At 54.2% G+C, this 25,003-nt stretch carries 19 protein-coding genes, 1 tRNA gene and 1 riboswitch; of the genes, 1 reads left to right on the forward strand and 19 read right to left on the reverse strand.

Annotation, left to right across the window (positions count from 1 at the left end):
- Positions 1 to 16: 16 nt before the first annotated feature.
- The 18 genes from ACA048_RS06925 to ACA048_RS07010 all read right to left on the reverse strand — a co-directional run bounded on the left by ACA048_RS06925 (position 17) and on the right by ACA048_RS07010 (position 22,745).
- Positions 17 to 382 carry an antitoxin Xre/MbcA/ParS toxin-binding domain-containing protein gene (locus tag ACA048_RS06925; protein WP_497628476.1) on the reverse strand — a complete coding sequence of 122 codons (366 nt, stop codon included), beginning with the start codon at positions 380 to 382 and terminating at the stop codon, positions 17 to 19.
- Between the two features lie 310 nt (positions 383 to 692).
- Positions 693 to 1,382 (reverse strand): hypothetical protein, encoded by a 690-nt coding sequence (locus tag ACA048_RS06930; RefSeq protein ID WP_497628477.1) that lies wholly within the window; start codon positions 1,380 to 1,382, stop codon positions 693 to 695.
- A gap of 217 nt (positions 1,383 to 1,599) precedes the next feature.
- Positions 1,600 to 3,444, reverse strand: coding sequence for a hypothetical protein (locus tag ACA048_RS06935; protein WP_497628478.1), 1,845 nt, complete (start codon positions 3,442 to 3,444; stop codon positions 1,600 to 1,602).
- Positions 3,422 to 3,832 carry a hypothetical protein gene (locus ACA048_RS06940; RefSeq protein ID WP_497628479.1) on the reverse strand — a complete coding sequence of 137 codons (411 nt, stop codon included), beginning with the start codon at positions 3,830 to 3,832 and terminating at the stop codon, positions 3,422 to 3,424. Before ACA048_RS06940 ends, ACA048_RS06935 begins: the two co-directional genes overlap by 23 nt.
- A complete protein-coding gene (locus ACA048_RS06945; protein WP_497628480.1) occupies positions 3,807 to 4,415 on the reverse strand; it encodes a hypothetical protein in 609 nt (202 codons plus the stop codon). The genes ACA048_RS06940 and ACA048_RS06945 overlap by 26 nt, the downstream gene beginning before the upstream one ends.
- Positions 4,415 to 7,753, reverse strand: a complete 3,339-nt coding sequence (locus ACA048_RS06950) for a hypothetical protein (protein ID WP_497628481.1) — start codon at positions 7,751 to 7,753, stop codon at positions 4,415 to 4,417. The genes ACA048_RS06945 and ACA048_RS06950 overlap by 1 nt, the downstream gene beginning before the upstream one ends.
- Positions 7,746 to 9,125, reverse strand: a complete 1,380-nt coding sequence (locus ACA048_RS06955) for a tyrosine-type recombinase/integrase (RefSeq protein WP_497628482.1) — start codon at positions 9,123 to 9,125, stop codon at positions 7,746 to 7,748. The genes ACA048_RS06950 and ACA048_RS06955 overlap by 8 nt, the downstream gene beginning before the upstream one ends.
- A 1,101-nt stretch (positions 9,126 to 10,226) precedes the next feature.
- A tRNA-Gly gene (locus ACA048_RS06960) sits at positions 10,227 to 10,300 on the reverse strand.
- Positions 10,301 to 10,576: 276 nt separating this feature from the next.
- Entirely contained in the window at positions 10,577 to 11,461 is an 885-nt protein-coding gene (locus ACA048_RS06965) for an alpha/beta fold hydrolase (RefSeq protein ID WP_497628483.1), read from the reverse strand.
- A gap of 313 nt (positions 11,462 to 11,774) precedes the next feature.
- Positions 11,775 to 12,467, reverse strand: coding sequence for a pseudouridine synthase (locus ACA048_RS06970; protein ID WP_497628484.1), 693 nt, complete (start codon positions 12,465 to 12,467; stop codon positions 11,775 to 11,777).
- A 57-nt stretch (positions 12,468 to 12,524) separates the two neighbouring features.
- On the reverse strand, positions 12,525 to 12,719 hold the full coding sequence (locus tag ACA048_RS06975; protein ID WP_497628485.1) for a cysteine-rich CWC family protein: 195 nt from the start codon (positions 12,717 to 12,719) through the stop codon (positions 12,525 to 12,527).
- 237 nt (positions 12,720 to 12,956) lie between these two features.
- The gene (gene atzF / locus ACA048_RS06980; RefSeq protein ID WP_497628486.1) at positions 12,957 to 14,735 is read right to left on the reverse strand and encodes an allophanate hydrolase; all 1,779 of its coding nucleotides are present in this window, start codon (positions 14,733 to 14,735) and stop codon (positions 12,957 to 12,959) included.
- A gap of 25 nt (positions 14,736 to 14,760) precedes the next feature.
- Complete coding sequence (uca, locus tag ACA048_RS06985; RefSeq protein ID WP_497628487.1) at positions 14,761 to 18,387, reverse strand: urea carboxylase; 3,627 nt, start codon at positions 18,385 to 18,387, stop codon at positions 14,761 to 14,763.
- Between the two features lie 282 nt (positions 18,388 to 18,669).
- Positions 18,670 to 19,311 carry an urea amidolyase associated protein UAAP2 gene (locus ACA048_RS06990; protein WP_497628488.1) on the reverse strand — a complete coding sequence of 214 codons (642 nt, stop codon included), beginning with the start codon at positions 19,309 to 19,311 and terminating at the stop codon, positions 18,670 to 18,672.
- Between the two features lie 11 nt (positions 19,312 to 19,322).
- Positions 19,323 to 20,048 (reverse strand): urea amidolyase associated protein UAAP1, encoded by a 726-nt coding sequence (locus ACA048_RS06995; protein ID WP_497628489.1) that lies wholly within the window; start codon positions 20,046 to 20,048, stop codon positions 19,323 to 19,325.
- 12 nt (positions 20,049 to 20,060) lie between these two features.
- Entirely contained in the window at positions 20,061 to 20,849 is a 789-nt protein-coding gene (locus ACA048_RS07000) for an ABC transporter ATP-binding protein (protein ID WP_497628490.1), read from the reverse strand.
- Positions 20,846 to 21,661 carry an ABC transporter permease gene (locus ACA048_RS07005; RefSeq protein ID WP_497628491.1) on the reverse strand — a complete coding sequence of 272 codons (816 nt, stop codon included), beginning with the start codon at positions 21,659 to 21,661 and terminating at the stop codon, positions 20,846 to 20,848. Before ACA048_RS07005 ends, ACA048_RS07000 begins: the two co-directional genes overlap by 4 nt.
- 16 nt (positions 21,662 to 21,677) lie before the next feature.
- On the reverse strand, positions 21,678 to 22,745 hold the full coding sequence (locus ACA048_RS07010) for a putative urea ABC transporter substrate-binding protein (RefSeq protein WP_497628492.1): 1,068 nt from the start codon (positions 22,743 to 22,745) through the stop codon (positions 21,678 to 21,680).
- A gap of 62 nt (positions 22,746 to 22,807) precedes the next feature.
- Positions 22,808 to 22,908, reverse strand: a riboswitch (guanidine-I (ykkC/yxkD leader).
- Positions 22,909 to 23,282: 374 nt separating this feature from the next.
- On the opposite strand from ACA048_RS07010, the gene ACA048_RS07015 reads away from it, so the two are divergent.
- Positions 23,283 to 23,750 (forward strand): hypothetical protein, encoded by a 468-nt coding sequence (locus ACA048_RS07015; protein ID WP_497628493.1) that lies wholly within the window; start codon positions 23,283 to 23,285, stop codon positions 23,748 to 23,750.
- Positions 23,751 to 23,813: 63 nt separating this feature from the next.
- Here the strand turns inward: ACA048_RS07015 and dspII are convergent, their stop codons facing one another.
- Positions 23,814 to 24,917, reverse strand: a complete 1,104-nt coding sequence (gene dspII, locus ACA048_RS07020; RefSeq protein WP_497628494.1) for an enoyl-CoA hydratase/isomerase DspII — start codon at positions 24,915 to 24,917, stop codon at positions 23,814 to 23,816.
- Between the last annotated feature and the right edge of the window lie 86 nt (positions 24,918 to 25,003).

Consider the following 25,003-nt stretch of genomic DNA (forward strand, 5'->3'; position numbering starts at 1 on the left):
CGATGCGCATGAGAGGTTAAATGAGAGCGCGAGTAGAAGCGAGATATTGGACGACCTGCTCCAGTCCCGCTCGGCATGCGATTAGATCGCGTGGTCGACCACTCAGACCTCGATTCATGCTGCTTAGCCAGACCTTTGCATTTTGCTCGTTTCCTGCGACGGCGAGCAGTGACTGATACAACTCAACCAGGAGCATGGCCCGGCTTCGCGCTTCGGTGCTAGGTTCAAGTAGCTCATGTCCGTGACGTAAACGCAGCACAGTTGAAACCTGCTCGCCCAGGACAGCTGATAGATCAGTATCATCAAGCCCCAACCCTTCTCCGGCTCGGATAAAAGCTTTGCTGAGCACAGCGTTTTCAGCGCTCGATGTGACAAAATTCATGCTCCACCATATGATCTGTGATGGCCGAGTTTAACTATCCATCTTCATGGAGCAGTATGGCCGCTTCTGACCGATGAACGGCTCCAGCAGCCAGCAATCAATGGTCTGTAACGTAGTTTTGTGCTTTGTAACTCTACTTACGTTACAGCGCACAAAACTACGTTACAGACCTCAGAAGGCGAGGGGGCGAAAGCAAGCGGAGCGCGCAGGCGTGCGGATGGAAGCCCGCAAGGGCCAAGACCAGCGCCGCGCGTGGGCTTGGTTTACGACAGCCATCCCCGACAAGGGGCACGCCCAAGACCATGGCCTCTTACCAGCCAGCGTAATGAGTAACCAGATGGCCCCAGGCCGAGAGCGCCGACCCATTGCTGCGAAGGATGTTCATTGCCTCGGCAGCAGGGATTTTTGTCGGACAGCCCCCAGTCAGATATGTCTTGTCTTTGCCTTGGCAGTACAAGTGCATGATCGTTAAAACCATGATCTGTTTCAGCGGCGACATTGCGCGATAGCTTTTGCGCATTGCTTTCAATTCTTCGGGGATGGGCTCTTCTCCGCGAGCCCAGTCGAAGCCGCGAGGTCGCAAGTTGTAATGCCAGCCTGGGCTGCCGTAGGCGCGTTTGACGTGCTCAAAACAACCTTCAAGTGAGTAAGCCTCAACAATTCCCCACACTGCTTGCCCAAAGATATTTCCGCGCTCTGATGCACTGGGAAAGGTAGGGATTGAAGCTCCGCAAACTATCGCCAGCGCCGTGTGCTCAATACCATCCATGCAAGGCACTTTGTCGACCATGTCGACCAGCCCCCAACCTGGGAAACGGCCAGCAACGAACGTGGGATTAACTGCCGCGTAGGCAGCAAGGGCGACTGGTTCTCGCGAGTGATGGATGTAGGCTTGGGTGGCAGTGTGAACATTCGTGAATGCCCATACACCTGCCGAAAGCTGATGGACGCCAATCTCAGACAGAAGGTCTTTGGCTTGGGCGACGTAGTTGTTGTTCATGTATTCGAATTCCTTGAAAGCAGTAGGTTGTGACCCACTAATACCTTGGAGACCATCGCAGATCTCCTTAGATTCTATGGAGTTGCCGCCCTCGGGTGTCACAGAAAGAGTGCTTTCTAATAACGTGAGCCCAAAGGCGTTGCCACTTGAGTGATCTGGTCTTTCGTTAAACAAGGATATATTGAACTGTTGGAGGCGGTCTGCAAGTGTTTGGCCCTTACTCAATAGTCGGAGTGATTCGCTGCATCGAACCATGGAGTTCATATGGCAGTTCGGTATCACTATAACTGAAGCACCTTTTTATTGTGATTTTATGGTCGAGTAATAGGCTTAAGAGCCCGTTTTTTTTGCTATTTCTACAAACCAAAATTGCATTCTTAATGCCTATGCTGCATGCCATTTCTGATGTCATTGCAAAACCAAGCGAGACAAAGGAATCCTTTAACAAGGATGATGGAATACGCACGTAGCCGTCAGAAGCCTCTGCATAAACTCCTTTGTCGTTTGTCGAAAGTAGCACGCAAAAAAATGAAGGTTCAGATTGTGGTACAGATGAATGTATAGTGATCTTATCGGTTCGTCGGAAAACAGAGGTGCCTGAAATCAATACAACTTCTTGAGATTGTTGACGCGAAATGTTGTTTAACTTTTTAATAATGTCGGGATTATCGCAAACGGCCACAAGTGTCCTTTCGCTGTTCAGGCATGAAACAATTTCGGGTATGTCAAGGGTCGAAGTTTCAATTTTTATCAATTTTGCAGGGCAAGTGGCATTGGTGATGCTTACACTTGGAAAGTAGGTAGCTAGTTGCTTCGCAATCTGGGTGCCGACGTTAAAATTAGTTGCAGTAGTGAGGTTGGAAATAGCGATAATTCTATCTCTTTCGGTTAGCTTTTTAAACAGTAAGTGATAATCTCCAATCGTATAATGATGTAGGTCGGGTATGATGATTGTCCTATAGCCAGAGTCTTGGGGCGGAAGTTCATTTAATAAATTAAGGTCTGCATCTGCGTTGGAGTAATGATGGTCATTAGTTTGTTTTCTAAGGATTAGGAGTGGAGGAGGGTTGCCCAGTATTTGAAGTATGGCAGATACTTCGGTTATGTACTGGTTTGTGATGTTTGCTGACTCTGCAGATATATAAGACAAACGTGAGTTGATAGAGGTGGATACCGCTTCGGGGAAGTTTTGCTCATAATATATGCCCATGAGCCCAGAGTATCGTGAGTACGCATAGTCTATTTCTGAATTGGCGTATTTCGGGGTGAATCCACGACATATTCGCTGGATCTCAATGCGAAGTAGTCGTTGCTGAATGGCGTGAGGGGTGAGTTGAACTTTACCCAAGCCCTCGATTATCAGTTTATTTTCTTTGCACCAATTGACCGCATCATTGAATTCAGCTGGAATGTCAGAATAATTTATTATGGTGTTACCATAATTAGTCTCTTGATGTAGCCAGTTTAATAGTCTGCATTCTTTGTTTTTTGTCGTTTCTTCGGAAGCTTGGAACTCCATCAGTTTGGCTGGCGTCTTTATAATTTCAGAGTAATCGGCGCCGTAGTAGCTGTAAATAGCCTCAGAAGACTGCTGAGAAATACCCGCTCTCATCATTGATGTCATCGCATCCTGGAAATCAAGAAAGCGATTGCAATGAAATTTTAAAATGCTAATGTACGGTTCTGGTAAGTATTCTTCGAGTAAACCAAATGTTGGCTTGTGCAAATTGTCTGCGAGCTTTGTTGTGGTTGCTCTGTCGATATTAAGTAAAATCGATTTAACCTTGTTTGGAAGCTTTAAATCATCTGCATAGAAGTTTTTGGAAACCATGTGAGGCCAAAATTTGCTCGGAATGCTAATTGGCGTTGCGGATAGGATTTCCTTACGGCCAAGATGATATTTCCATGTGAGATTGTATGCGGCGCCGGCCAATATTGGCGGCAGGTGTGGGCGACCAATTAGCTTTAGAGTCAGCGAGCGCTGATTATCCTTCTCGATGCAGCGCACTATACTGGTACCGTCAACGCGATGGCTGATGTCAGTTACTAGGTAAGTCTTCATTGGTAAGATCAGTCATTAGCGAGTTCGTGAAAATAGAAGCTTCAAGTTTTTCAAGTTGGCGTATGCGTTTTTTCAAGTCTTCATTTTCTACTTTGACTTGCATTAGTTGCGTTCGCACCCTGATAACGGCCTGATTCGTACTGATGTCAACTGCAGGAGTTAAATTAAGTTCTTGCCGGTGTTTGATTAAAAGCTCTACTACTGAGGCTAATTCGCTAGAACCTCTTCCTGGATAAAATACTTGACGGCTGGTGCCCAGTTCCTTAGCTAGCCATGAAAGATTTAACCCATGGCCATGACTCTGGAACGGTTTTCCAGATTGAATTTTTTCAAGAGCCATTTCCTTCAGTGATATGGCGCGCCTATTCGTCAAGATCAATGTGTTCAAGGCGGTTTCTAGAGTTTGCTCGGTCACGCTCCCACCTCAAATAGGGCTTGGTTTTTTTATGTTCAGAAACAATTTCCGGATCACCTGAAAATGTCGCATCATCAAAAAGCTCATTGTTTATAAACTTTAAGTTCTGGTTCTTGTCTAGTATGTCCTTTATGAACATGCAGGTGGTTTCATATTCATAAAAATAGCTGTCAGTGTCTTTCTCTGGCGGTGAAATTGTTTGCGCTTGCGGCTGTTCAGAGAGGATTTTTTTTAGAATACTTATTTGTCTATCTTTCTCAGTGACCGCGCTGCGCAGCGCTTTGAGCTCAACCTGAACGTCAGCTACTTCCACTTTGGTGGTTGGAACAAGGGCATGAAGATATTGATTCAGTATTTTTCTATGCGCACTGTCACCCTTCCTGAAAAGAGAGGGGTCTAAATCAAGTCGCTGTCCTAACTCGGTAGATAGTTCCGACTTATTTTTGAAGGTTTTTTCGACTTTCACCATAGCCTTCAAGCTGGCCTGAAGGCGGGATAGGTTCGCTTTCAATTCCTCTTTTTTATGATGTGCTCGACGTTTTTTTTCGGTGCTCATTAAGCGGCATCCAGCAATTTAATATGCCGGTCTTCAATCTTCGTGCTCAATTCGCTAAGTGAAATACCCATAGTGGACATAATTGTAAGGATTTGCGCAGTATACATGGCTCTGTCGTTCTGAGCGCTCAATGCCATCTGCAGCAATTCAGGACTTTTAGCGATTTTCTGGATCAAATGCGGGTAGCCCTCAGCGGCAAGCTGGGGAAAAAGAGAGCTGTCGAGCACTTGGGCAATAACACGTTGAGCAGGATTGTTCATGTTAACCTTGTGCTTCACATAGCTTTTCAGATCCCGCAGCCTGCTAATCATACCGCCGTTATCTTTAGACGATTCTAGATGTTTATTAAGCAGTTGACTGATGTGATAATAGCTTGCTAACTCAAGTTTGCTGACGGTTAACTCATGATGAATGATTTCAACCTCTTCGGGTGGGGTGTTAGATGATTTCAAATGCCGAAGCTTTTGCACAAGCTGTTCTGATTTGGCTGCTAGGCTTCTCATGATACAGTTGATACCTGGTAGGTGATCTACCCCGAATATTGCGATAGGGCACAGCCCGCAAACACGCTCACGGCCAGTGAAACTAATAAGTTGCTTCGGACATACGCCATTCTTGACGCACACGCAGTTCGTGTAAAACGCTACAGGTTCATTGGCAGTGGTTGCAATAAGCTGCATGCCAGTCGTTTCGGATTCAATAACTGCAGAGGTAACGCTAAGGAAGTTTTGGTCTCTAGCTAAAATCTCTCGATTTAAATTCCACTCTCGAGGGATAACCGATTGATGGTTATTTCCAGTACCACTGATGCCATTCAACCTTTGCCAAGCTTTAGAGTTCACATTTGCATTTGCAAGGTCGACCTGCGCCATCAATTCCTTTGCGTTTAGCACAACATAATAGTCAGTGGTGTAATCATTCTCATGAGCAACTTGGCCTTGGATGATCGAGACCTGTAAGTGACCATAAATTTTCATGTGAGTGATCCATGTAGCTCGCAAGGAATGCGGTGTATGAATGGCTCGAAGATTTCCGTTTGCACTGTAAGAAACAAATGTATGACGACGATTTTCAGGCACAATCGAGTTGTAGATTTCCTCGATACCTAAAAGTATTTTTGGCCAAATTAGAGTGTAAGTTCCATCGGAAAATGGCACGCCGTGGTCAACCCAAGGGCTACGGAACAAGGGGTGAATCGGCCCATATTCTTGCGGGTCGTCGGCATCGTTTTCATAGTAAACTGGTACTATTGGAGTATTGAATATATTAGTTTGGAAATGCTTTTCATCCTGTAGCGCTAACATTAGATCTCTCGAAACAATCGCGGGTCGCTCTTTCCCACTTTTGTCAGTGTTTACAAACATCACGCAGGACGACAGCAGTTCGCTATCTGGTTCTCGTAAATAGCGGTCGAATGTCCTTAAGTCCAGCCATTGACAGTTTTGCATGCGTAGTCCTGCATACAATGCGATTGAAAGCATTCTAACTACGCTTAGCCAAGGGATATATGTTGGTTTGCTAAGTTCTGAATAACTCCCTTTGTACCACGAATATACATTAGCGATCTTGGGTAACGGGATCTCCAAAAAATCTTCAGTGGAGGATTGTATTTTCAGATTGTAGCTAAGGCCTAGATCTGCTAATGTTATCCACTCGAGACCTTTTATCATCTCAATTGTATTCTCGTGGATAACACCATCTAATATTTTTGTGCGGATATCAATACCAATCTCGTTTATTGCCTGCATATATGCTTTTGCAATAATGGTCGAATCAAGAGGTAAAGGTACTTTGTCGCTGGTTCCACGAGCGCCGCTTCCTTTTCGATCAATAAAAAGATTTACTGGGTTTGAAAAGTCAGCGTCCAAGAAGCACCCTGGACGTTGATTGATCAGTGTTCGATTTGCGCGGCAGCATTCAAAGAACTCATGAATGTTCGCGACAAAGGATGCTTGCGTTTTTTGGCTGTATGATAGGCCGTAAAACTGTAGCGCAGTGAATGGGAGTTTGATGTCGCTGGGTACGCCAGCAGCCTTAAATAAACAGCTCTCTTTGTCCGAATCACTGATGAGGTTATTCCAAAACAGAACCCGTTCAAAATCCGAAATCATTTTGGGGAACTGGACTATAGAGTCTGGATTGCTTTCAAACCATAGTGGTAAGTAGCAAAACAAATAGTCTAAGAGAACGTTTAGGTTTTTTATTTTTGAGGTTCTAGCAGACGTTGAATATCCCTCGTTTTTTAGATAGGACAAATACATTTCTGCAGAGACCTTCCATGCGAAGCTTAGGTCTTCTATTTCAATGTGTTCTCGTCCAAGATAGTGGTCACGGTTAAGCCATTCAAAATCATCAAGGCTTTTACTGGGTTTTCTGAGTAGCAGGGCTAGTTCTTCAGGGGTATAGGTTTCATCTCCATTAATGAATTTTTCAATTGTTTTCTTTTTTTGTGTGGTTTTTGATTTGTTCTCTCTTGCCCATTCCTTTTTGTATTCAAGGCGCGTGCGCTCACGCTCTTTTGCTGTCATTGTGCGGGCTTGTTCTGGGGTGCAATTGTACTGCGTCACGAACTCTTCATAGGTTTTAGCGGATTCTACCGCTGCGTTGGATTTTTTCTTCGCATATAAGTGTTGGTGATATTTTTCTAGATAGAAAATATTTGTTGGTGAAATTTTATCTGGGTGCAGTGATGAAAAAATTTCGAGCCATGATATGTAGCGGAAATCATTGGAGTCCTTATCTTTTATATCGGTAACTAAAGGAGCCGCGTTCCATATTTCTTCAAATGAAACATCCTCGGCGGAATGCCAGTTAGTCCGGTATTGGAAAACCCTTGAGGCTCGTATCATCTCCGGGCGTTTTTGAGCAATCTCATAAATAAAGCCCTTGCTCATTACATCTAATAGAGGGTATTTGCTGAAAACACCTTCGGTTGTAAATGTACGAGGTAAGGTAGCTTTCCCCTTTGACCAAAGTATTAAAAACATGGCTCTGAATGAAGTTCTTAGTCCAAGAGCGTCCTCGAAAATAATCGGCCAGAATCCCATAAGCTTTTCGTATAGTCTGGATATTTCGGTTCGCTCGGATTTCGACATAATGCAAAGCTTGTACATGATATCAACGTCTGCGGGAGTAAAGCTGTACAAAGACCTTCGCTCCTCCACAATCAAGAGAGCAAATCGATTTCTGAATTGTGCGTTTGGAGATTTCTGGTCGAGTGTAAACGTACTTTCCATTTCATTACGCGTCATTTTGGAAAGGGACGTCAGTGCATCTCCCATATCTAAGGCGATTGTGGGAGCTAGCTTTAGCTCAACTTTATTGCTAGTGTTAATCATTACGTGCTCGCGATTTAAGTTCATTTGCTAGGTCGATGTAAACTGCCGCTCTGATTTCATTGATGTGGCAATTTTTTCCCCAATACATCTTGTTTCTTTCAGCAATTTCGATTTCTGCAATTAAGTTTTCTTCTGAAAGCTTCGCGTAGTCAGCGGTAGATTTGATGTCTTTATGGCCCATGAGTATTTGGATTTCGGCGAGATCCAAGCCAGGAGTTGCTCGTCCTGGTATATAAACAAAATTTCTGGCCCAGACTCCGTAAAAATGTCGCAGGCTATGGGATGTGTAAATCTCAATAGATGTGGAGTCTCTCCGAATCGTTTTCTGTGCTTTTCGTAAAGAGTTGTTCAGCTGCTTATTCGCTGTGTTTGGTTTTTGGCATTTAAGAATAGGCATGCCATAGGTTTCTTTTTTGTCAGATACGAATAAGTACTCACTTTCGGATTTTGGGCGTACTCTCAAGTAGTCTGCGAGAGATTCAAAAAAAATGGTTTTAAATGGTTCGAATAGAACAATGGTGGCCGTCAACCGACCTTTAAATGGTAGCTTCTTATGCGTTTTTTCAGCGCCAGGGTTTCGGTGGAAATTAGGATCTTCCACCTGAACTGTTCTAGCATCCTCATTAATGTCGTCCAGTCTCACAGGCCACAACTCAGACTGGCGTAGTCCACCTGAGCCCATTAATGCTGCGCAGCAACGATGCATGGGATGTTTGATGCTGTTAAGCAGAAGGAGAATTTCATTAATTGGGTAATGTTTAGGAAGGTTGTTATGACTAACTTTTCCGCTAGGGATTCCACCGGCTGCTAGATTGTTGTATGTGTCTGATGCTCTTCCAAATTTCAAGGTGCTGTCAGAAATTCGATCCATTTCCGCTTGGGTTCGCGTGCGATCTTCTAGTATCGGTAGTAGCTTGATGTGTGCAAAAGAGTTATTGCCGGTAAGTAGTTGCAATAGCCGAGCAGTGTCTTTCAATTTGGCTTGGCTTATGCGTAGGAAGTGATTTACTGGTGCTATATAAGTATTCGCGCTACTACGCGATATGGTATTCCTCTGAAGAGCATCTGCTGCTTTGCGGATTACGTAATCATTACTTAGTTGTCCTTTGGTAAGGAATTCATAGTAGAGATTGATAGTCTTAAGGGCTGCCTCCTCCTCAAGCGGTGCCGCGCCCATAACGCTTGTCTCGTAACTGAAGTCGAAGAACTTCGCTAGGTTTAGGGTGTACTGCTCTGGTGTGTTACCCGAGAAAGTGTATCTGATCTGGTTACAGATGTAGTCCGAATAGGTATTGAACGCTTGTACGGGCTCACCTGTGGCCATCTCATATAGTCTGGGATAGCCAGCATCTACATAAAACACGTTCTTCATGCTACCGCCGTACATACGACCGAACGTGCGCAGTGGCTCTGTCCTAGCGAAATTTTGATATGAACGCTCAGGCGTGCTTTGAGGCCCGAATGGGATTTCCTATAGCGACCCGCTCCATGGCTTCCATTCCTCTTCGGGCGAATCAATAGGTCAGGGCTATCCAGCAAGTCATGACCTAGGGGGGAGGAGGGTTCGTCTGTCCGACACATCAGCCATCCAAGCATCTCGTAGCCAGCACGCGTTGGATTCGGTTTTGGCGTCATCCGGAATTTTTGGCGAAAAACATTATGCATATATTGACACTTTTGCTCTGCTAGGGTATAAAGTCGTGACGAAAAGACTACACGTTTTTTGTTGTTTGTGTTATTCCAAAAAGCTATAACAAATTCCTTTGTTAGTCTTTTGTGCTCGTTCGTTTCGTCTTTGCTTCGAGCGTGGCTTTATCGCTTACCTCTGGTGTCTACGCATCGTGGAGGCTGGCAAGGAAGGCGTGCCACGCTTTTGGAGCGGTTGGGTTTGATCTGCAGTGTGGTTGTAGTCGATCAGCCTAATGTCCTATGGGGCGTCATTGAGCTTGGGTGAGCTTGGGGGATCTCGCGTCGAGCGTTTATACGTAGCTAGATGGCGAAATCTTCTTTCGCCCGCCGTTCGGTCAATCTAGCGGCTTCAAGCTTGTACACTGCCAGGTACGATTTGGCTGGGCTCAGCTGTAGCCTCGCAAGCTTCCATCTCCTAAGCCCAGCGCTTGCCGTCTATTCAATAGCCCAGCTATCCCTATCGTCAAAATTCCTTACAGCGCCAAGGCGACGCCAGTAACCCATGGTGGATTCAAAGGTTCTAACTTGTTCTTTTGGTCTGATCAGTGGGGAAGGTGGATGTAGTGGCATCCCTTGCGCGGGGCTAATTGAGGGATTGGTGAACGGTAATGAGTTGTGGCTATGGATTTACGGGGGGGATTCGCTCTTAATCACAAGCCTGCGAGATTTTTCGGTTTGGAAAGAAGAAGAAGGGCTTCTTGTTCACAAGTCGGAATCGGTTGTGATTGGAGGTAAATTTGGTGGGGTGAGTAGTGCTAGAGCCCGCGAGATACGGTGCTTGGAGTGGAGCGGGTAGAGGGAATCGAACCCTCAACTAAAGCTTGGGAAGCTTTCGTTTTGCCACTAAACTATACCCGCATTGCAGATGTTTCTTTGCTCACAAAACGGGGTGTCCTATAAGAACCCTCGTTATCAGCTTGGGAAGCTGGAGTAATGCCATTATACGACACCCGCTCAGAGCGGCTGACTTTGTACCAGATGTGCGCGTGGAAATGAAGTTTTTCTTTGCGCTGGATAGCTTTAGCGCAGATGCAACAAGGCACAAACCGTAAAACGGTCTTTCGCGGGCAAGCCACGCTCCTACAGGAATGCAATTAACACTGCAGGGCGGGGCTTGCTCGCGAGGACGCTGTTTCAGATTGCCAGTGCATGGTGATCCTTGACGTAGTGGTATCGCGTTCGGCCTTCATGCTGCGATGGTGTCAGGAAACCCAGCAGAGCATTGCGGCTGTCTCGGCAGGCGGCTTTGTGTTCCATGTCGAGAAAGTGGCCGGTCGCTTCCAGTGTCGTGAAGGTGGCGTGCTGCACGTGGTTGGCGAACAATCGCGCGCCATCGGCGGCGGTGTATTCGTCCCATTCGCCGTTCATGAACAGCACCGGCACGTTGATTTTCTCCGAGGCTTTGAGGAAGCACTGGAGATCACTGTGCAGCAGGTCGTTGATGTGGAAGTGCATCTGCCCGTATTCATGATCGGCCAGGCTGCTGACGTGCCGGTAATTGAAGCGCTTGAACAGGCTAGGCAGGTGTTTGCCGATGGTGCTGTTCACCAGATTGCCGACCCGGTCGCCGTCCCGGCTGCCGAGGTAATCGACGCCGCGCTCGAGGTAATCGAGCATGTGCGCATTGATCTCCGGAGAGAACGAGCTGATCACGGCTTTTTCGATCCGTCGTGGCTGATGGGCGAGGGCGACCAGGGTCGCGGCACCACCCCAGGAAAACGACAGCACGTGTTCGGCGCCGAAGTGGTCGATCAGCTCCAGAAGGATCTGCCCTTCGACTTCCTTGGTCAGCAATTTCTCGTGCAGGTTGTGGGCTTTGGACCTGCCCGCGTAAGGCTGGTCGTAGCAGACCACGTTGAACTGCGGATGGAGGTTTTTCACGGTTTGTGCAAACGACGCAGTCGTGGCCATCGAGCCGTTGACCAAGATAATGGTCTTCTCTGCGGCGTCTGCGCGATAGAACTCCGTGTAGACCCGATACTGACCCTGTATATCCAGCACAGCGATTTCTGGCCTCATGTCATATGACTCCTGGCAAGCGGGTATGCGCGCAAATGAGATTGCACGAGCTTTGTGACAGGTAGGCATACGCCTGGAATTTGAATGGCCCATGTCGATCCGGTACAGCAGGTCGACGGGTATTATTATTGGCGGGCAGTCTGCCGGTCTGAGGCGGAACCTGAGGGTTCTCTAACTGGCAAAAAGTTTCTTGGATGTATGTTGTGACTCGTCAGTCACATTTCGGCTGACGTCCTGATTCAAACAGGGGCGACGCCTTCGCGCAAGACTTATTCGTAAATTGTTCGACAACTTCTGCTGGGCGGTCGCCTGCTTAGATCAAATGAATCTCTTCGGTGCGCAAGGCGCGGTACTCGCCCGGTTTTAGCGCGTTATCGAGCACCAGCGGCCCCATGCGCTCGCGGTGCAGGCGAATGACCTTGTTGTCGAAGTGGCCGAACATGCGCTTTACCTGGTGATACCGGCCTTCGACGATGCTCAGACGCGCCGACTTCGGCCCCAGAAGCTCTAGCTCAGCCGGCTGAGTGGTGAGGTCTTCGAAGGCGAAATACAGTCCCTCTGTGAATTTGAGCGCGTATTGCGGCCCGATATCTTGCTCGGTCTCGACGTAGTAGACCTTGGGCAGTTTGGTTTGCGGTTGGGTCAGGCGTCGCGACCAGCCGCCGTCATTGGTGATCAGCATCAGGCCGGTGGTGTTGAAGTCGAGGCGACCGGCGATGTGCAACTCGTCCTTGTCCAGCTCATGGATCAGGTCGAGGACCGTCGGGTGTTCCGGGTCGCGGGTGGCGCTGACGCAGCCGGGTGGCTTGTGCAGCATGAAGTAGCGTGCGGGCTTGCCGACTTGCAGCACCTCGTCGTTGACTTCGACGCGGCTGAACTCGAGCACGTCGGCGTGCGGGTCGCTGACGATTTTTCCGTCGATCCGCACGCGTTTTTCCACCAGCAACAGGCGTACCTGCTTACGGTTGAAGCGCGGCAGGTTGCTGAGGAAACGGTCAACGCGCATGGCAAGAGATCGGTGGGAAAAGGGCTGCGTATCTTACGTGATCGGCCGGGCGCTTGCTTACAGCTGCGCTTCGACCTGCGCACAGCGTGGGCACAGGCAGGATTTGTCGCGCAGTTCAGGGGGCAGCGCTTCGAGCACGGCCAGGTCGATGCTGACGCCGTAGCACCAACACGCGCGATCAGCGGTTTGCGGGACGGCCAGGGTGCAGTCGTTGGACGCGCCGCAGGCCGGGCACAGTTCAGGCCGGTTCATAAAGGGTTACTCATAACGCGAGTGAGATATTTCCACGCAGGTGCGGTTACGTTCGGATTGCTTGGCAGTGAGCCGAGGGCAAGCATTCTAATGGGACTGCCAGGAAATAACTGCTCTATGTGCGCCGAGCACTGTCCTTGGAGTGAGCCTGCTCGCGATGGCGTCAGCACATCCAGCATGGATGTCGACTGATACGCCGCCATCGCGAGCAGGCTCACTTCTACAGGGGGACGGTGTTTAAGTCAGGGATTGCAGATATGCGCGCCATCCGCCGAGATGACTGATATCTACCGCCCCCTCCAACCCATACGCCTCACAGATAAACCCGCTCTCCCACCGCCCATCCGCCAGTTGCACCTTGCCCAACCCCAGCGGCGCTGGAATCCCGGTCAAGAACGAGCCCAATTCACTGCTCGGCAACTCCCACACCTCCACCGCAATCGCCACACCGCCATCCTTCACCCGAACCATCCCCGGACGAAACGGCGGGCCACCGGCCAAGGCAAACAGTTGATAGTCCGGTGAACTCAACGTCGTCTCAACCAGCCGAGCCCCGCGTCGCTTCAATTGCCAGTTCAGCGCCAGCCCGTCCAGATGCGCGCCACACACCACCAACCGCACCCGGTCATTACGCGCAACCGTAGTTGGCGTTGGCGCGGTCAGACCTTGCTGGCGCTGGAAGGCGTCCGCCACGCTCAACAAATATTGATCGGTAAACGCTCGACCAAACAGCGTCACGCCCCATGGCAGGCCGTTGCCCATGAAAGCGCTGGGCACGGCGACGGCGGCGTAATCGAGCAGGTTCATGAAGTTGGTGTAGTAACCCAGTTCCGAATTGCGCAGCACCGGTTCGGCGTCCAGTTGAGCCAGTGTCACCGGGCGGCCGATGGTCGGCGTGACCACGCAATCGAGCCCTTCCAGCGTCTTGTCGCACAGCGCCTTCAAGGCTTGCAGTCGATATTGCGCGCGGAAGGTTTGCACGCCAGTCACCGCCGGCGCCGTGGCTAGCACCGCTTGAATCACCGGCAGCACCGCTTGTGGATTTTTCTCCATCAATTCCCCGGCCACGCTGTAGCGCTCGGCCACCCACGGCCCTTCGTAGAGCAAGCGTGCAGCCTCGAGAAACGGCGACATATCCAGTTCGACGGCTTCACCGCCCAACGCCTTGAGTTGGGCGATGGCATCCCCGAACAACAGCGGGCCTTCGGAACAACCGAAGAATTCCAGGTCCTGCGCGCGCGGCACGCCGAAGCGCAAAGGGCGCGGCGTACCGAATGCCGCACCGTCATTCCACTGCGGGTTGCTGCGGCTGTATTCGTCGCGTGGGTCGAGGTGTGCGGTGAGCGCGAGCAACTGGCTGGCCTCGCGAGCCGTTGCCGTGAAGGTCGTCACGCAATCGAGCGTACGACAGGCCGGCACCACACCCGCCGTGGAGATCAAACCTTTGGTGGCTTTCAGTCCCACCAGATTGTTCAAACCCGCTGGCACGCGCCCCGATCCCGCCGTGTCGGTACCCAAGGAAAAACTCACTACGCCGAGCGCCACCGCCAGTGAAGACCCGGCACTGGAACCGCCCGACGGATACTCCGGCAACACGCTGTTTGGGCATGCGCCATACGGCGAGCGGCTGCCGTTGAGGCCGGTAGCAAACTGATCGAGATTGGTCTTGCCCAACGGAATCGCCCCCAGCGCCAGCAATTGCTCGACGATAGTCGCCGAACGCTCTGGCACATAGGCAAAGTCCGGACACGCCGCAGTGGTCGGAATGCCCGCCAGGTCGATGTTGTCCTTGATCGCGAACGGCACGCCGTACAGCGGCAGGCTGTCGATGTCGCGACCGTCGAGGGCGGCGAGGTACGGTTCCAGTTCTTCAACACTGAGCAAGTGGATGAACAGGTGATAGTCCGGGTTCAGCGCGGCGGCTTTTTCGCGCAGGCTCGACAGCAGTTTTCGAGGTGTGGTGCTGCCGTCGCGATAAGCGCTGCGCAGGGCGTCGAGTTGCAGATTGATGTTCATGGGGTTAATCCTTTTCGAAATGGGTTCAGTCGACTTCCAGCACCACAACGCGCTGTCCGGCGCGCACTGCCGAACCCGGTTGCACACGAATCTCGCGCACCACGCCGGCCGTGGGCGCCAGCAGCGGAATTTCCATCTTCATCGACTCCAGAATCACCAGCACATCACCGGCGGCCACGCGACTGCCGGTTTCCACCTGAACCTGCCAGAGGTTGCCGGCGATGTGGCTGTCGACGCTCATTTCACCGCTGGCCAGCGCTGCCTCTTCGGTCGCTTGCGGGGCCAATTCTTCGCTGTCGAAATGCGCCTGACCGCTGGCGATCCAGCGCTCGCGTTCGGCATTGAACGCGCCTTTTTGCTGATCGCGAAACGTGGCGATAGTCTCGGCTTCTTTCGTCAGGAATGCCTGGTAATCCGCGAGGTTCAATTGGCTGTGTTCGATGTTCAGCTCAAAGCGCCCGAGCGGGAAGTTTTTGCGGATGCGCAGCAATTCATCGGCGCTCACCGGGTAGAAACGGATCTGGTCAAAGAAGCGCAACAGCCACGGTTTGCCGTCGAACGCGGCGACTTCGCGGTAGCGATTCCACATCTGCAAGGTGCGCCCGACAAACTGATAACCGCCGGGGCCTTCCATGCCGTAGACGCACATGTAGGCACCGCCGATGCCCACCGAGTTTTCGGCGGTCCAGGTGCGGGCCGGGTTGTACTTGGTGGTCACCAGACGATGACGCGGGTCGAGCGGAGTGGCGACCGGTGCACCGAGGTAAACGTCGCCCAGCCCCATCACCAGGTAACTGGCGTCGAACACCGTGCGCTGCACTTCGTCGAGGTTGGGCAGGTCGTTGATGCGGCGAATGAACTCCAGATTGCTTGGGCACCATGGCGCGTCCTTGCGCACGGTGGTCATGTATTTCTCGATGGCCAACTGGCAGGCCGGATCGTCCCAGGACAGCGGCAAGTGAACGATGCGTGAGGGCACTTGCAGGTCTTTGGCGGCGCACACCGCGTCCCATTCACCGGCGACGATGCCGAGCAGGTCGGACAGCGGCAGTTGCTCGGGTTGGTAGTGCACTTGCAGCGAGCGGATGCCGGGGGTGAGGTCGATTACACCGGGCAGGTGTTTGCCTTCCAGTGCTTGCATGAGGGCGTGGGCGCGGAAGCGTAAAACAAGATCAAGCTCCGGTGCGCCGATTTCAAGAAGAAGGTGAGTATCCCCCGACAATCTCGCCACCAGCCGCGTATCCCCCAGACCCAGATCCAATACAACAGGCGATACAACCTGTAGGAGCTGGCTTGCCAGCGAAGGGGCCAGTCCAGACACCGCATCAACTTCTTCGCTGGCAAGCCAGCTCCTACAGGAGGGGTTCCATTTCAGGGCAAGAGTGCGGGCGGTTTTGAGGTCGACCGGGAGGAATTGCACTTTGTCCCCAGCCTTGAGTTGCCCCAGCTGCCAAAGGTCCGCTTCGATCACCGTCACCGGGCACACAAACCCGCCGAGACTAGGGCCATCCGGCCCCAGAATTACCGGCATGTCGCCGGTAAAATCCACCGCACCAATCGCATACGGATTGTCATGAATGTTCGACGGATGCAGTCCCGCTTCGCCCCCGTCGGCACGCACCCATTCCGGTTTCGGCCCGATCAGGCGCACGCCGGTCCGGCTGGAGTTGAAATGCACTTCCCACTGGGTCGCGAAGAAGGTGCCGATGTAATTTTCAGTAAAGTATTCCGGCGCGCCATGCGGGCCGTAAATCACGCGAATTTTTCGTACGGCAGGCAACTCAGGGACTTCAGACAGTTGCGCACCGACGCTACGATCACTCAACACCGTCACATGCAACACATCCCCCGCCCGCAAGGCCCGACCACCATGCCCGCCAAACTGACCGAGGGTGAAGGTGCTTTTGCTCCCCAGATAATCCGGAACCTGCAAACCACCGCGCACGCACAGGTAGCTGCGCGCACCTGCACCGGCAATCGTGCCTAGGCTCAACGTGGCACCGGCCGGAATCAACAACGCTGTGTTCATCGCGACGGTTTCACCGTTCAGCGTGAGTGGAATCATCGCGCCGGTCACCGCCACCACCGCATCACAATTGAAGCGCAGCAACGGCCCGCTCATGGTGATTTCCAGCGCGGCGGCACCTTCTTCATTGCCCAGTAAAAGGTTGCCCAGACGCAACGCGCGACTGTCCATCGGCCCCGACGGCGGCACGCCCACCGCCCAATAGCCGAGGCGGCCGGGATAGTCCTGAACGCTGGTCTGCGTCCCGGCGCTGAGCACTTCGAAGGTGTTGGCCTGATACATCAGGCCTTCCAGGCACCGCGTCCATGGCTGGCCGCTGGCGAATGGCGCATCGAGCAGAATTTGCCGCAGGTAATCGCGGTTGGTTTCCACGCCATAGAGCTGACTGTCAGCCAATGCCTGATGCAAATCGGCGCGTGCTTCTTCGCGGGTCGGTGCCCAACTGATGACCTTGGCGATCATCGGATCGAAGTACGGCGGGATCTCGCAACCGGCCTCGACCCAAGTGTCGATGCGCAGCTGAATGCCGTTGGCGGGAGGGAAACTCACGGCGGTGAGCAAACCGGGGCTCGGCTGGAAATCGCGCCCCGGATCTTCGGCATACAGGCGTGCCTGAATCGCGTGCCCTTCGGCTCTCAACCCTTGGCTCAACTCACGCAGTGGCGGTAAATCACCGGCCGCGAGTTCCACCATCCAGCGCACCAGGTCGACGCCCCACACTTGTTCGGTCACGCCGTGTTCCACCTGCAAACGGGTGTTCACTTCAAGGAAATAGAAACGCTGGTCTTCGCTGTCGAAGACAAATTCCACGGTGCCGGCGCTGCGGTAATTCACCGCTTTCGCCAGTTTGATGGCGGCTGCGCAAAGGTTTTCGGCCATGCCGTCGGGCAGGTTCGGTGCCGGGGTTTCTTCGAGGACTTTCTGATTGCGGCGCTGTACCGAGCAGTCGCGTACGCCGAGGGCAATTACCTCGCCGCGGCCGTCGCCGAACACCTGCACTTCCAGATGCCGCGCGCGCTGGATGTACTTCTCGATGAACACACCGGCGTCGCTGAAGTTGTTTTGGCCGAGGCGTTTCACGGCTTCGAAGGACTCGCTCAGTTCAGCAGCGCTGCGGCACACACGCATGCCGATGCCGCCACCGCCGGCGGTGCTTTTGAGCATCACCGGGTAGCCGACCTGTTCGCCGGCGATCAGCGCTGCGTCGAGGCTGTCGAGCAGCTCGGTACCTTCGAGCATCGGTACGCCGTGTTGCCTGGCCAAGGCGCGGGCGGTGTGTTTCAGGCCGAATACGCGCAGCTGTTCGGGTGTGGGGCCGATGAAGGCGATGTCGGCGGCTTCGCAGGCCTCGGCGAACGCGGCGTTTTCCGAGAGAAAGCCGTAGCCGGGATGAATCGCCGTGGCGCCGGTGGCCTTGGCGATGGCGAGGATCTTTTCGACCGCCAGATAGGTGCCGGCGGCCGCACCTTCACCGAGGCTGTAGGCCTCATCGGCTTGCAGGATGTGCAGGCTGGCAGCATCGGCTTCGGAATACACGGCGACACCCTTGACCTGCAATTCACGCAGGGTGCGCAGGATGCGGCAGGCAATGGCGCCACGGTTGGCAATCAGGACTTTTTCGAACATGGCATAACCCCCGGAGGCGATAGCGCATCAGCCTCGACCTGGGATGCGGGCCGTCCCGCAGTTTTTCGAGATGCACCAGGGCCGTCCCCGATGACAGAAATTCACACCACCCTTGTAGGAGCTGGCTTGCCAGCGAAGAGGCCGTCATCTCCAGCATTGATGTCGACTGACACTCCGCTTTCGCTGGCAAGCCAGCGCCTACACAGGTGAGCGGTTATTTGATGCACTGGCTTGAACGGGCCTGGCACAGGGCGAATAACCATTTACGCAACCGCGCTAATTTCAGTTCCATACCAATAACTCCGCAGGTGTCGGGTTGTAGGCGTTGCACGGGTTGTTCAGTTGCGGGCAGTTGGAGATCAGCACAATCACGTCCATCTCGGCCCGCAGGTCGACGTATTTGCCCGGCGCCGAAATGCCGTCTTCAAAGGTCAAGCCGCCGTCCGCCGAGACCGGCACGTTCATGAAGAAGTTGATGTTCGGCCCGATGTCGCCCTTGCCCAGTCGCCCGTCGTGGACGCAGGCGCGCAAGTAGTTGTCGCGGCAGCTGTGCATGTAGCGTTTTTCCAGGGCGTAGCGCACGGTGTTGCTCTCTTGCGCGCAGGCGCCGCCGAGGGTGTCGTGGCTTCCACAGGTGTCGGCGACGATGGTCAGCATGGGTTTGCCGAGGTTGGAATACAGCACGCTGCCGGTGCTCAGATAGACGCTGTTTTGCCGGCGCAAGGTGCGTTGCACGTCGTAGCGTTCTTTCGGATTGGCCACGCTGTAGAACAAGGTGTCGACCGCTTGATTGCCCTCGAGGTCGAGGATGCGCAAGGTCTGGCCTGCTTTGACTTCCATCAGCCAGGGTTCACCGGCGGGGATGGTCGCGCGGTACACCGCAGCTTCTGGATGCTTTTGAGCAGTAGCGATTGCAAGTGACATGGCAACGATCCTCATGCGAACAAACGGTCGGTGTTGATGAAGCCGCGCTCGTTTTCCGGGCGCGAGGTGCGGCAGTGTTCGGCGACGCTGGCGTCGGCGTTCATCCAGCTGAGCTTCAGAGGTTTCGGTGCGTATTCGGGTGAAGGGTCCATCGGGTGTTGCAGGGCGGTGAGCACCACCAGTGTGTCCATCGGCGCGTACAACTCGATGTAATCACCGGCCCTGGAATTGCCTTCGACGAAGTTGAATCGGCCGGCTTCATCGACGTTCACCCGGCTGAACAGGTTGAGGGTCATCAGCAAATCGGACAGACCCAACCCCCACTTTCCGAGTTCCACCAACAGGTTGTCGGTGCCATTGCGGAAGAAACCGTTGCGCAATTCCTGATAGCGCCCCGCGCCGTATTTTTCCGCGACTTCTTCAGCGCAGAGCACACCGCCGAGGCTGTCGCTCCAGCCGCAAGTGTCGGCAGTGATCGCGGCCAGCACGCGGCCCATGTCCGAGTACAGGCAATGGCCGCTGGTGAGCTTGGCGGTGTGTTGGCACTTGAGGCTGTCGGGCAAGTTCAGGCGTTCGGTTTTCTCATTGGCGTTGAGCAGCGTCAGGCTGACGTTGGCTCCGCCGCGCAGGTCAGTCAGGCGCAGCAATTGACCGCGTTTCAACACGAACGAACGATGGCCGCCACCGGGCAGCAATTCTTCGGCGAAGGGTGTGAACAGCAGAGTTGAATCAGTCATTTGCAGAGTCCTCTAAGCGATACGAAGCGTGCCTGCCAGTGGCAGTGGCAGGGCGTCGACGGCGGCACGGGTGGTGCGGCGGTCGCTGTTCAAAGGGATGTCGTAGGTGATGCGTGCGCCATAGGCACCGGGGGCGTGCGGGTCAACGCGGACCTTGTCGAACACCAGCAGGCGCGTGCCGAGGCTGAAACCTTCGGACAGGTCATGGGTGACCATGAACACCGTCAGTTGTGTCTCGCGCCACAGCTCCAGCAACAAGGCGTGCATGTCTTTGCGGATACCCGGGTCGAGCGCGCCGAACGGTTCGTCGAGCAGCAACACGCGAGGTTTCATGATCAGTGCCTGGGCGATGGCCAGCCGTTGCTGCATGCCGCCGGAAAGCTGCGCCGGGTACTTGTCCAGCGAGTGGCCGAGGCCGACTTTGTGCAGCAACACCGAGGCCCGCTCCCGCGCATCACGTTTGGCGCTGCCGAACAGGCGTCCGAGCAGTGGCGAGCGCGGCAGTTCGAGGCCGAGAGCGACGTTGTCCAGCACCGTTAAATGCGGGAACACCGAGTAGCGCTGGAACACCACGCCACGACTGGAATCCGGCTCACCGGCCAGGGCCTGGCCGTCGAGTAGAATCTCGCCGCGACTGGCACGTTCCTGACCGAGCAACAAGCGCAGGAAGGTTGATTTGCCGCAGCCTGAGGCGCCGACGAGTGTGCAGAACTCACCTTCGTTGACGCTGAGGTTCAGCCCTTCGAGCACCACCTGATCGTCGTATTGCTGCCATACGTTCTTTACGGTGATAAAGCTCATGCGCGTGCTCCTTCATACCAAGGGAAAGCACGTTGTGTCAGGCGCTTCAGGCCCCAGTCCATCAGCCAGGCGAGGAGGGTGATCCACACCACGTACGGCAGGATCACGTCCATCGCCAGGTAGCGACGCACCAGGAAAATCCGGTAGCCGAGGCCGTCGGTCGAGGCGATGGCTTCAGCGGCGATCAGGAACAACCACGCCGAACCGAGCATCAGCCGCAGTGAAATCAGCAAACGCGGCAACAGTTGCGGCAGCACCACGCGCAGCATCAGGGTCCAGGTCGAGGCGCCGAGGGTCTGGGCCTTGATCAGCAACTCGACCGGAATTTCCCGGGTGCGTTGTTCCAGATCACGCGCCAGGGCCGGGGTGATGCCGATCACGATCAGCATCACTTTCGACAATTCCCCCAGGCCGAACACGATGAACAGAATCGGCAGGATCGCCAACGGCGGCACCATCGACAGCACCGTCAGCAACGGTGACAACGGGGCGCCAAACAGCGGCAGGGTGCCGGCCGCCATGCCCAGGCACAGTCCGGCCAACGCACTGATACCGAGGCCGATGGCCAGGCGACGCAGGCTGGAAGCGCTGTCCTGCCAGAGCAGGTATTCGCCGGTGCGGGTGTCGGCCACGAACGCCAGGCGTTTCACCGCGTCGGTCATCTGCACGGCGCTCGGCAGCAGCTTGTCGTTGGGATTGTCCGTCAGTCGCTCGGCCGAGCCCATGAAGTAGGCGAACAGCACCAGAGCGAACGGCAGGATCACTAACAACAGGCGACTCGGGCGATCCGGGTGGCGATTGATCAGGCGCATGGCCAGCTCCTCCTGTTTACAGCTTGGCGTCGGCAGCCATCTGCACGAAGGTCGGGTCGAATCGCAGCTTGAGGTTGGACGTGTCGCCGCTGGTCACGCCATTGGCGAATGCCATGCCGACGGCGCTGGTGTCCTTGGCGCCTTCGCCGAGCAAGCCGTGCTGGAACGAAAATTCGGCCACTTTGCGCATGGTCGCCGGCAGTTGCTTGCTGGTGGAGAAGTCCAGGGCTTCTTTGGGCGTGGCGAACAATTTGGTGGTGTCGAGTTGCGCCTGGAAACCCGGCAGGTCGGTGCCTGAGGCCTTGGCCATGTGCTCAAGCGCGGCTTTGCTGGCGGCGTTTTTTGCGTTCATCAACTCGACCACTTCGAACCAGGCACCGGTCAGTGCTTTGCCCAGGGCCGGGTTGTCTTTGAGGGTGGCGCTGTTGACCACCATCATGTCCATGATTTCGCCGGGGATCTGGCTGGAGTTGAAGACTTCGGTCACGTCGGGCTTGGCCTTGATGTCCGAAAGCATCGGGTTCCAGGTGGTGACGGCGTTGACCTGCTCGGTGTTGAAGGCGGCCGAAATGTCGGCGTCGGAGGTGTTGACCACTTTCAGGTCTTTCTCGGTGAGGTCGACCGAATCCAGCGCGCGGGCCAGCAGGTAGTGGGAAACCGACAGCTCCACCAGGTTGACGTCCATGCCCTTGAGGTCAGTGATTTTCTTGCCGTCACCCTTGAGCACGATGCCGTCGTTGCCGTTGGAGAAGTCGCTGACGATCAGCGCGGTGCTGTCGACGCCGCCAGCGGCCGGAATGGTCAGCGCGTCCATGTTGGTCATGGTGCAACCGTCGAACTGGCCAGCGGTGTATTGATTGATCGATTCGACGTAGTCGTTGAGCTGCACCACATCAATTTTGATGCCGTACTTCTTCGCCCATTTATCGACGATGCCTTGGCTACCGGCGTATTCCCAAGGCATCCAGCCGGCGTAGATGGTCCAGCAGACGCTGAAGTGGTCTTTCTGGGCGGCCTGGGTCGAGAAACTTACGAAGACTGCGAACGCAGCGGCGAGCAGGGTGGGTAGACGTAGCTGGGACATGGGTGGTTCTCCAGTTGATCAGGGGCGAGCAGGAGTCAACGCGGCACCGCGAACGGTGGCTTGTCTCCCGGGCTTTTGTCCCGCCGTGTAACCTCAACTGGAGGTCGCCAACTCTCGGACCAGCCACTCGCCTAAACGAGCCGGAACCCTAGTCAGCCATTGCAAATTGTGGTGCCGCGAACCTGTGATGAACTCTTGCACGCTTTTACTAAAGCGAGAGGCGTGCCAAGTCGGCTTAAGGGCTCTAGCGTGGGGGTGACGTGAGGGTCGCGTCGGGAGGAGGGGGAGCACGATTGCTTTGTGATGGTGCGCGACGCACCGCAATGGGACGGTTTGGTCGCTGATCCGACGCTGTTTGCGGCCCATCAGTCAGAGCGTGAAAAGATGAAAAACCTTTCATCGGGCAGATGTTTCAACGTGTTTCATGGGCGCACCAGATTTAGAAAAACGAGGTCTGATCTTTCGACAGTCACCGAATAATTGACTGCCGCTCGCCAGCGTCGCTGGTGTAGCTCACTCGCGGTCCAGGAGGCCGCCATGCTCGGTCGAAAACAACTCTGCCAAATTCTTCTGATTGCTCTATCGGGATTGTCTCTTGGTGCGTGCGTGCCCTATGCCGATGGAGGAGCCAGCTACTACAGTTCCGAGGTCTATACCTCGTCAGCGCCAACCTATTACGCCGGAGGCGGATCCTACTATTCAGGTGGTGGGGGTTATTACTCGCCGCCGCCCAGGTATTACTCACCGCCAGCGCGGTATTACCAGCCGACACCGCGCTATTACTATCAGCCAAAGGTCTATCAACCGGCCCCGCGTTATTACCAGTCGCGGGGCGATTACCGGGGCCATCAGAATTCTGGGTGGGACGGGCATAACCGCAGCGGTTGGAACAATGATTACCGGGGTGGCGGACGCCACAACAATTACGGTGGACGCGGTGCCCACAACAGTCAAGGTAACCAAAACGGTCAAGGCCACAACAACGACCGAGGCGGTCATCGTTAATTTGGGGTAAGCGCAATACCTGTGGGAGCGAGCAGGCTCGCTCCCACATTTCGTTCAGTTTTCCTACAAATCGGCTAGTGGGTGCCGACCTTCCCAAGCCTTCTGAAAGTGCGCGTCCACCACCGCATCCGGCACGTTGTTGATGTCCGGCCAGTGCCAATGCGGCTTCTGGTCTTTGTCGATCAACCGCGCCCGCACACCCTCGCTGAATTCCGGATGACGGCAGCAGTTGAGGCTCAAGGTGTATTCCATCTGAAAAACCTGGGCCAGCGACAAATGCCGGGCCCGGGCGATTTGCTCCCAGACCAGATGCGCGGTCAGCGGCGAGCCTTCGGTCATGGTTTTTGCGGCACGGCTGAGTAGCAGGTCAGCGCTGTCGCGTTGCAGGCTGATGGCCTTCCAGGCGCAACTCACATCACTGACGTCCAGCAGTTCATCGATGTGCTGGCGCCGTGGCAACCACTGGGCTTGGGGCATTTGCGCGACGGCTTCCTGCTGCAAGGCCTTGAGCAAACTGTTGAGCTGCATCGGCGTTTGTTCCTGCCAGTTCAATTGCAGCAACCCTACGATCAGCTCCTCCTGTTGTTCATCGAGCAGGAAACGGTCGGCCAGGTCCAGGTCGATTGCATCGCGCCCGTTCATATGGGCACCGGTCAGGCCCAGAAACAGTCCGAGTTTGCCGGGCAATCGCGACAGAAACCAACTGGCGCCAACGTCCGGGTACAGGCCAATGCTGATCTCAGGCATTGCCAGCCGAGTGGTTGGCGTGACAATCCGGATACTCGCGCCTTGCAACAAACCCATCCCGCCGCCGAGCACATAACCATGACCCCAGCAGATCAACGGTTTCGGGTAAGTGTGCAGTTTGAAGTCCAAGCGATATTCCGCCGCAAAGAAGTGCGCGGCCAACGGCGGCACTTCCCCGGGATGCGCGCGACAGGCTTCCACCAGGCTGCGCACTTCACCACCGGCACAGAAAGCCTTGGCACCGTTGCCGCGCAGTAACACGCAGACTATTTGCGGGTCCTTGGCCCAGGCGTCCATTTGATCACGCAGGGCGTTGATCATCGGCAAGGACAGGGCGTTAAGGGACTTTTCGGCATCGAGGCTGGCGATGCCGATGCGAGCGCCGTCGGTGCCGGTGAGTTCTTCGAAGTGCAGATTCATCGTGACCTCGATAGGGAATTTGAGCGTTTAGTATGATCGCTGTACAGGAAAGTGCCGGATGTGCGTCAGATCAATTGACAAGCGTG

The organism is Pseudomonas sp. LBUM1659 (assembly GCF_059716045.1).

Excerpts from the sequence above, each read along its gene's own strand:
- ACA048_RS06965 (WP_497628483.1), bottom strand. The coding sequence starts at position 11,461 with ATGAGGCCAGAAATCGCTGTGCTGGATATACAGGGTCAGTATCGGGTC.
- ACA048_RS06955 (WP_497628482.1), bottom strand. The coding sequence starts at position 9,125 with ATGAAGAACGTGTTTTATGTAGATGCTGGCTATCCCAGACTATATGAG.
- ACA048_RS06970 (WP_497628484.1), bottom strand. The coding sequence starts at position 12,467 with ATGCGCGTTGACCGTTTCCTCAGCAACCTGCCGCGCTTCAACCGTAAG.
- ACA048_RS06975 (WP_497628485.1), bottom strand. The coding sequence starts at position 12,719 with ATGAACCGGCCTGAACTGTGCCCGGCCTGCGGCGCGTCCAACGACTGC.
- dspII (WP_497628494.1), bottom strand. The coding sequence starts at position 24,917 with ATGAATCTGCACTTCGAAGAACTCACCGGCACCGACGGCGCTCGCATC.
- ACA048_RS06945 (WP_497628480.1), bottom strand. The coding sequence starts at position 4,415 with ATGAGCACCGAAAAAAAACGTCGAGCACATCATAAAAAAGAGGAATTG.
- ACA048_RS06950 (WP_497628481.1), bottom strand. The coding sequence starts at position 7,753 with ATGATTAACACTAGCAATAAAGTTGAGCTAAAGCTAGCTCCCACAATC.
- ACA048_RS06925 (WP_497628476.1), bottom strand. The coding sequence starts at position 382 with ATGAATTTTGTCACATCGAGCGCTGAAAACGCTGTGCTCAGCAAAGCT.
- ACA048_RS07010 (WP_497628492.1), bottom strand. The coding sequence starts at position 22,745 with ATGTCCCAGCTACGTCTACCCACCCTGCTCGCCGCTGCGTTCGCAGTC.
- ACA048_RS07005 (WP_497628491.1), bottom strand. The coding sequence starts at position 21,661 with ATGCGCCTGATCAATCGCCACCCGGATCGCCCGAGTCGCCTGTTGTTA.
- ACA048_RS07000 (WP_497628490.1), bottom strand. The coding sequence starts at position 20,849 with ATGAGCTTTATCACCGTAAAGAACGTATGGCAGCAATACGACGATCAG.
- ACA048_RS06935 (WP_497628478.1), bottom strand. The coding sequence starts at position 3,444 with ATGAAGACTTACCTAGTAACTGACATCAGCCATCGCGTTGACGGTACC.
- uca (WP_497628487.1), bottom strand. The coding sequence starts at position 18,387 with ATGTTCGAAAAAGTCCTGATTGCCAACCGTGGCGCCATTGCCTGCCGC.
- ACA048_RS06930 (WP_497628477.1), bottom strand. The coding sequence starts at position 1,382 with ATGAACAACAACTACGTCGCCCAAGCCAAAGACCTTCTGTCTGAGATT.
- ACA048_RS06995 (WP_497628489.1), bottom strand. The coding sequence starts at position 20,048 with ATGACTGATTCAACTCTGCTGTTCACACCCTTCGCCGAAGAATTGCTG.
- ACA048_RS07015 (WP_497628493.1), top strand. The coding sequence starts at position 23,283 with ATGCTCGGTCGAAAACAACTCTGCCAAATTCTTCTGATTGCTCTATCG.
- ACA048_RS06990 (WP_497628488.1), bottom strand. The coding sequence starts at position 19,311 with ATGTCACTTGCAATCGCTACTGCTCAAAAGCATCCAGAAGCTGCGGTG.
- atzF (WP_497628486.1), bottom strand. The coding sequence starts at position 14,735 with ATGAACATCAATCTGCAACTCGACGCCCTGCGCAGCGCTTATCGCGAC.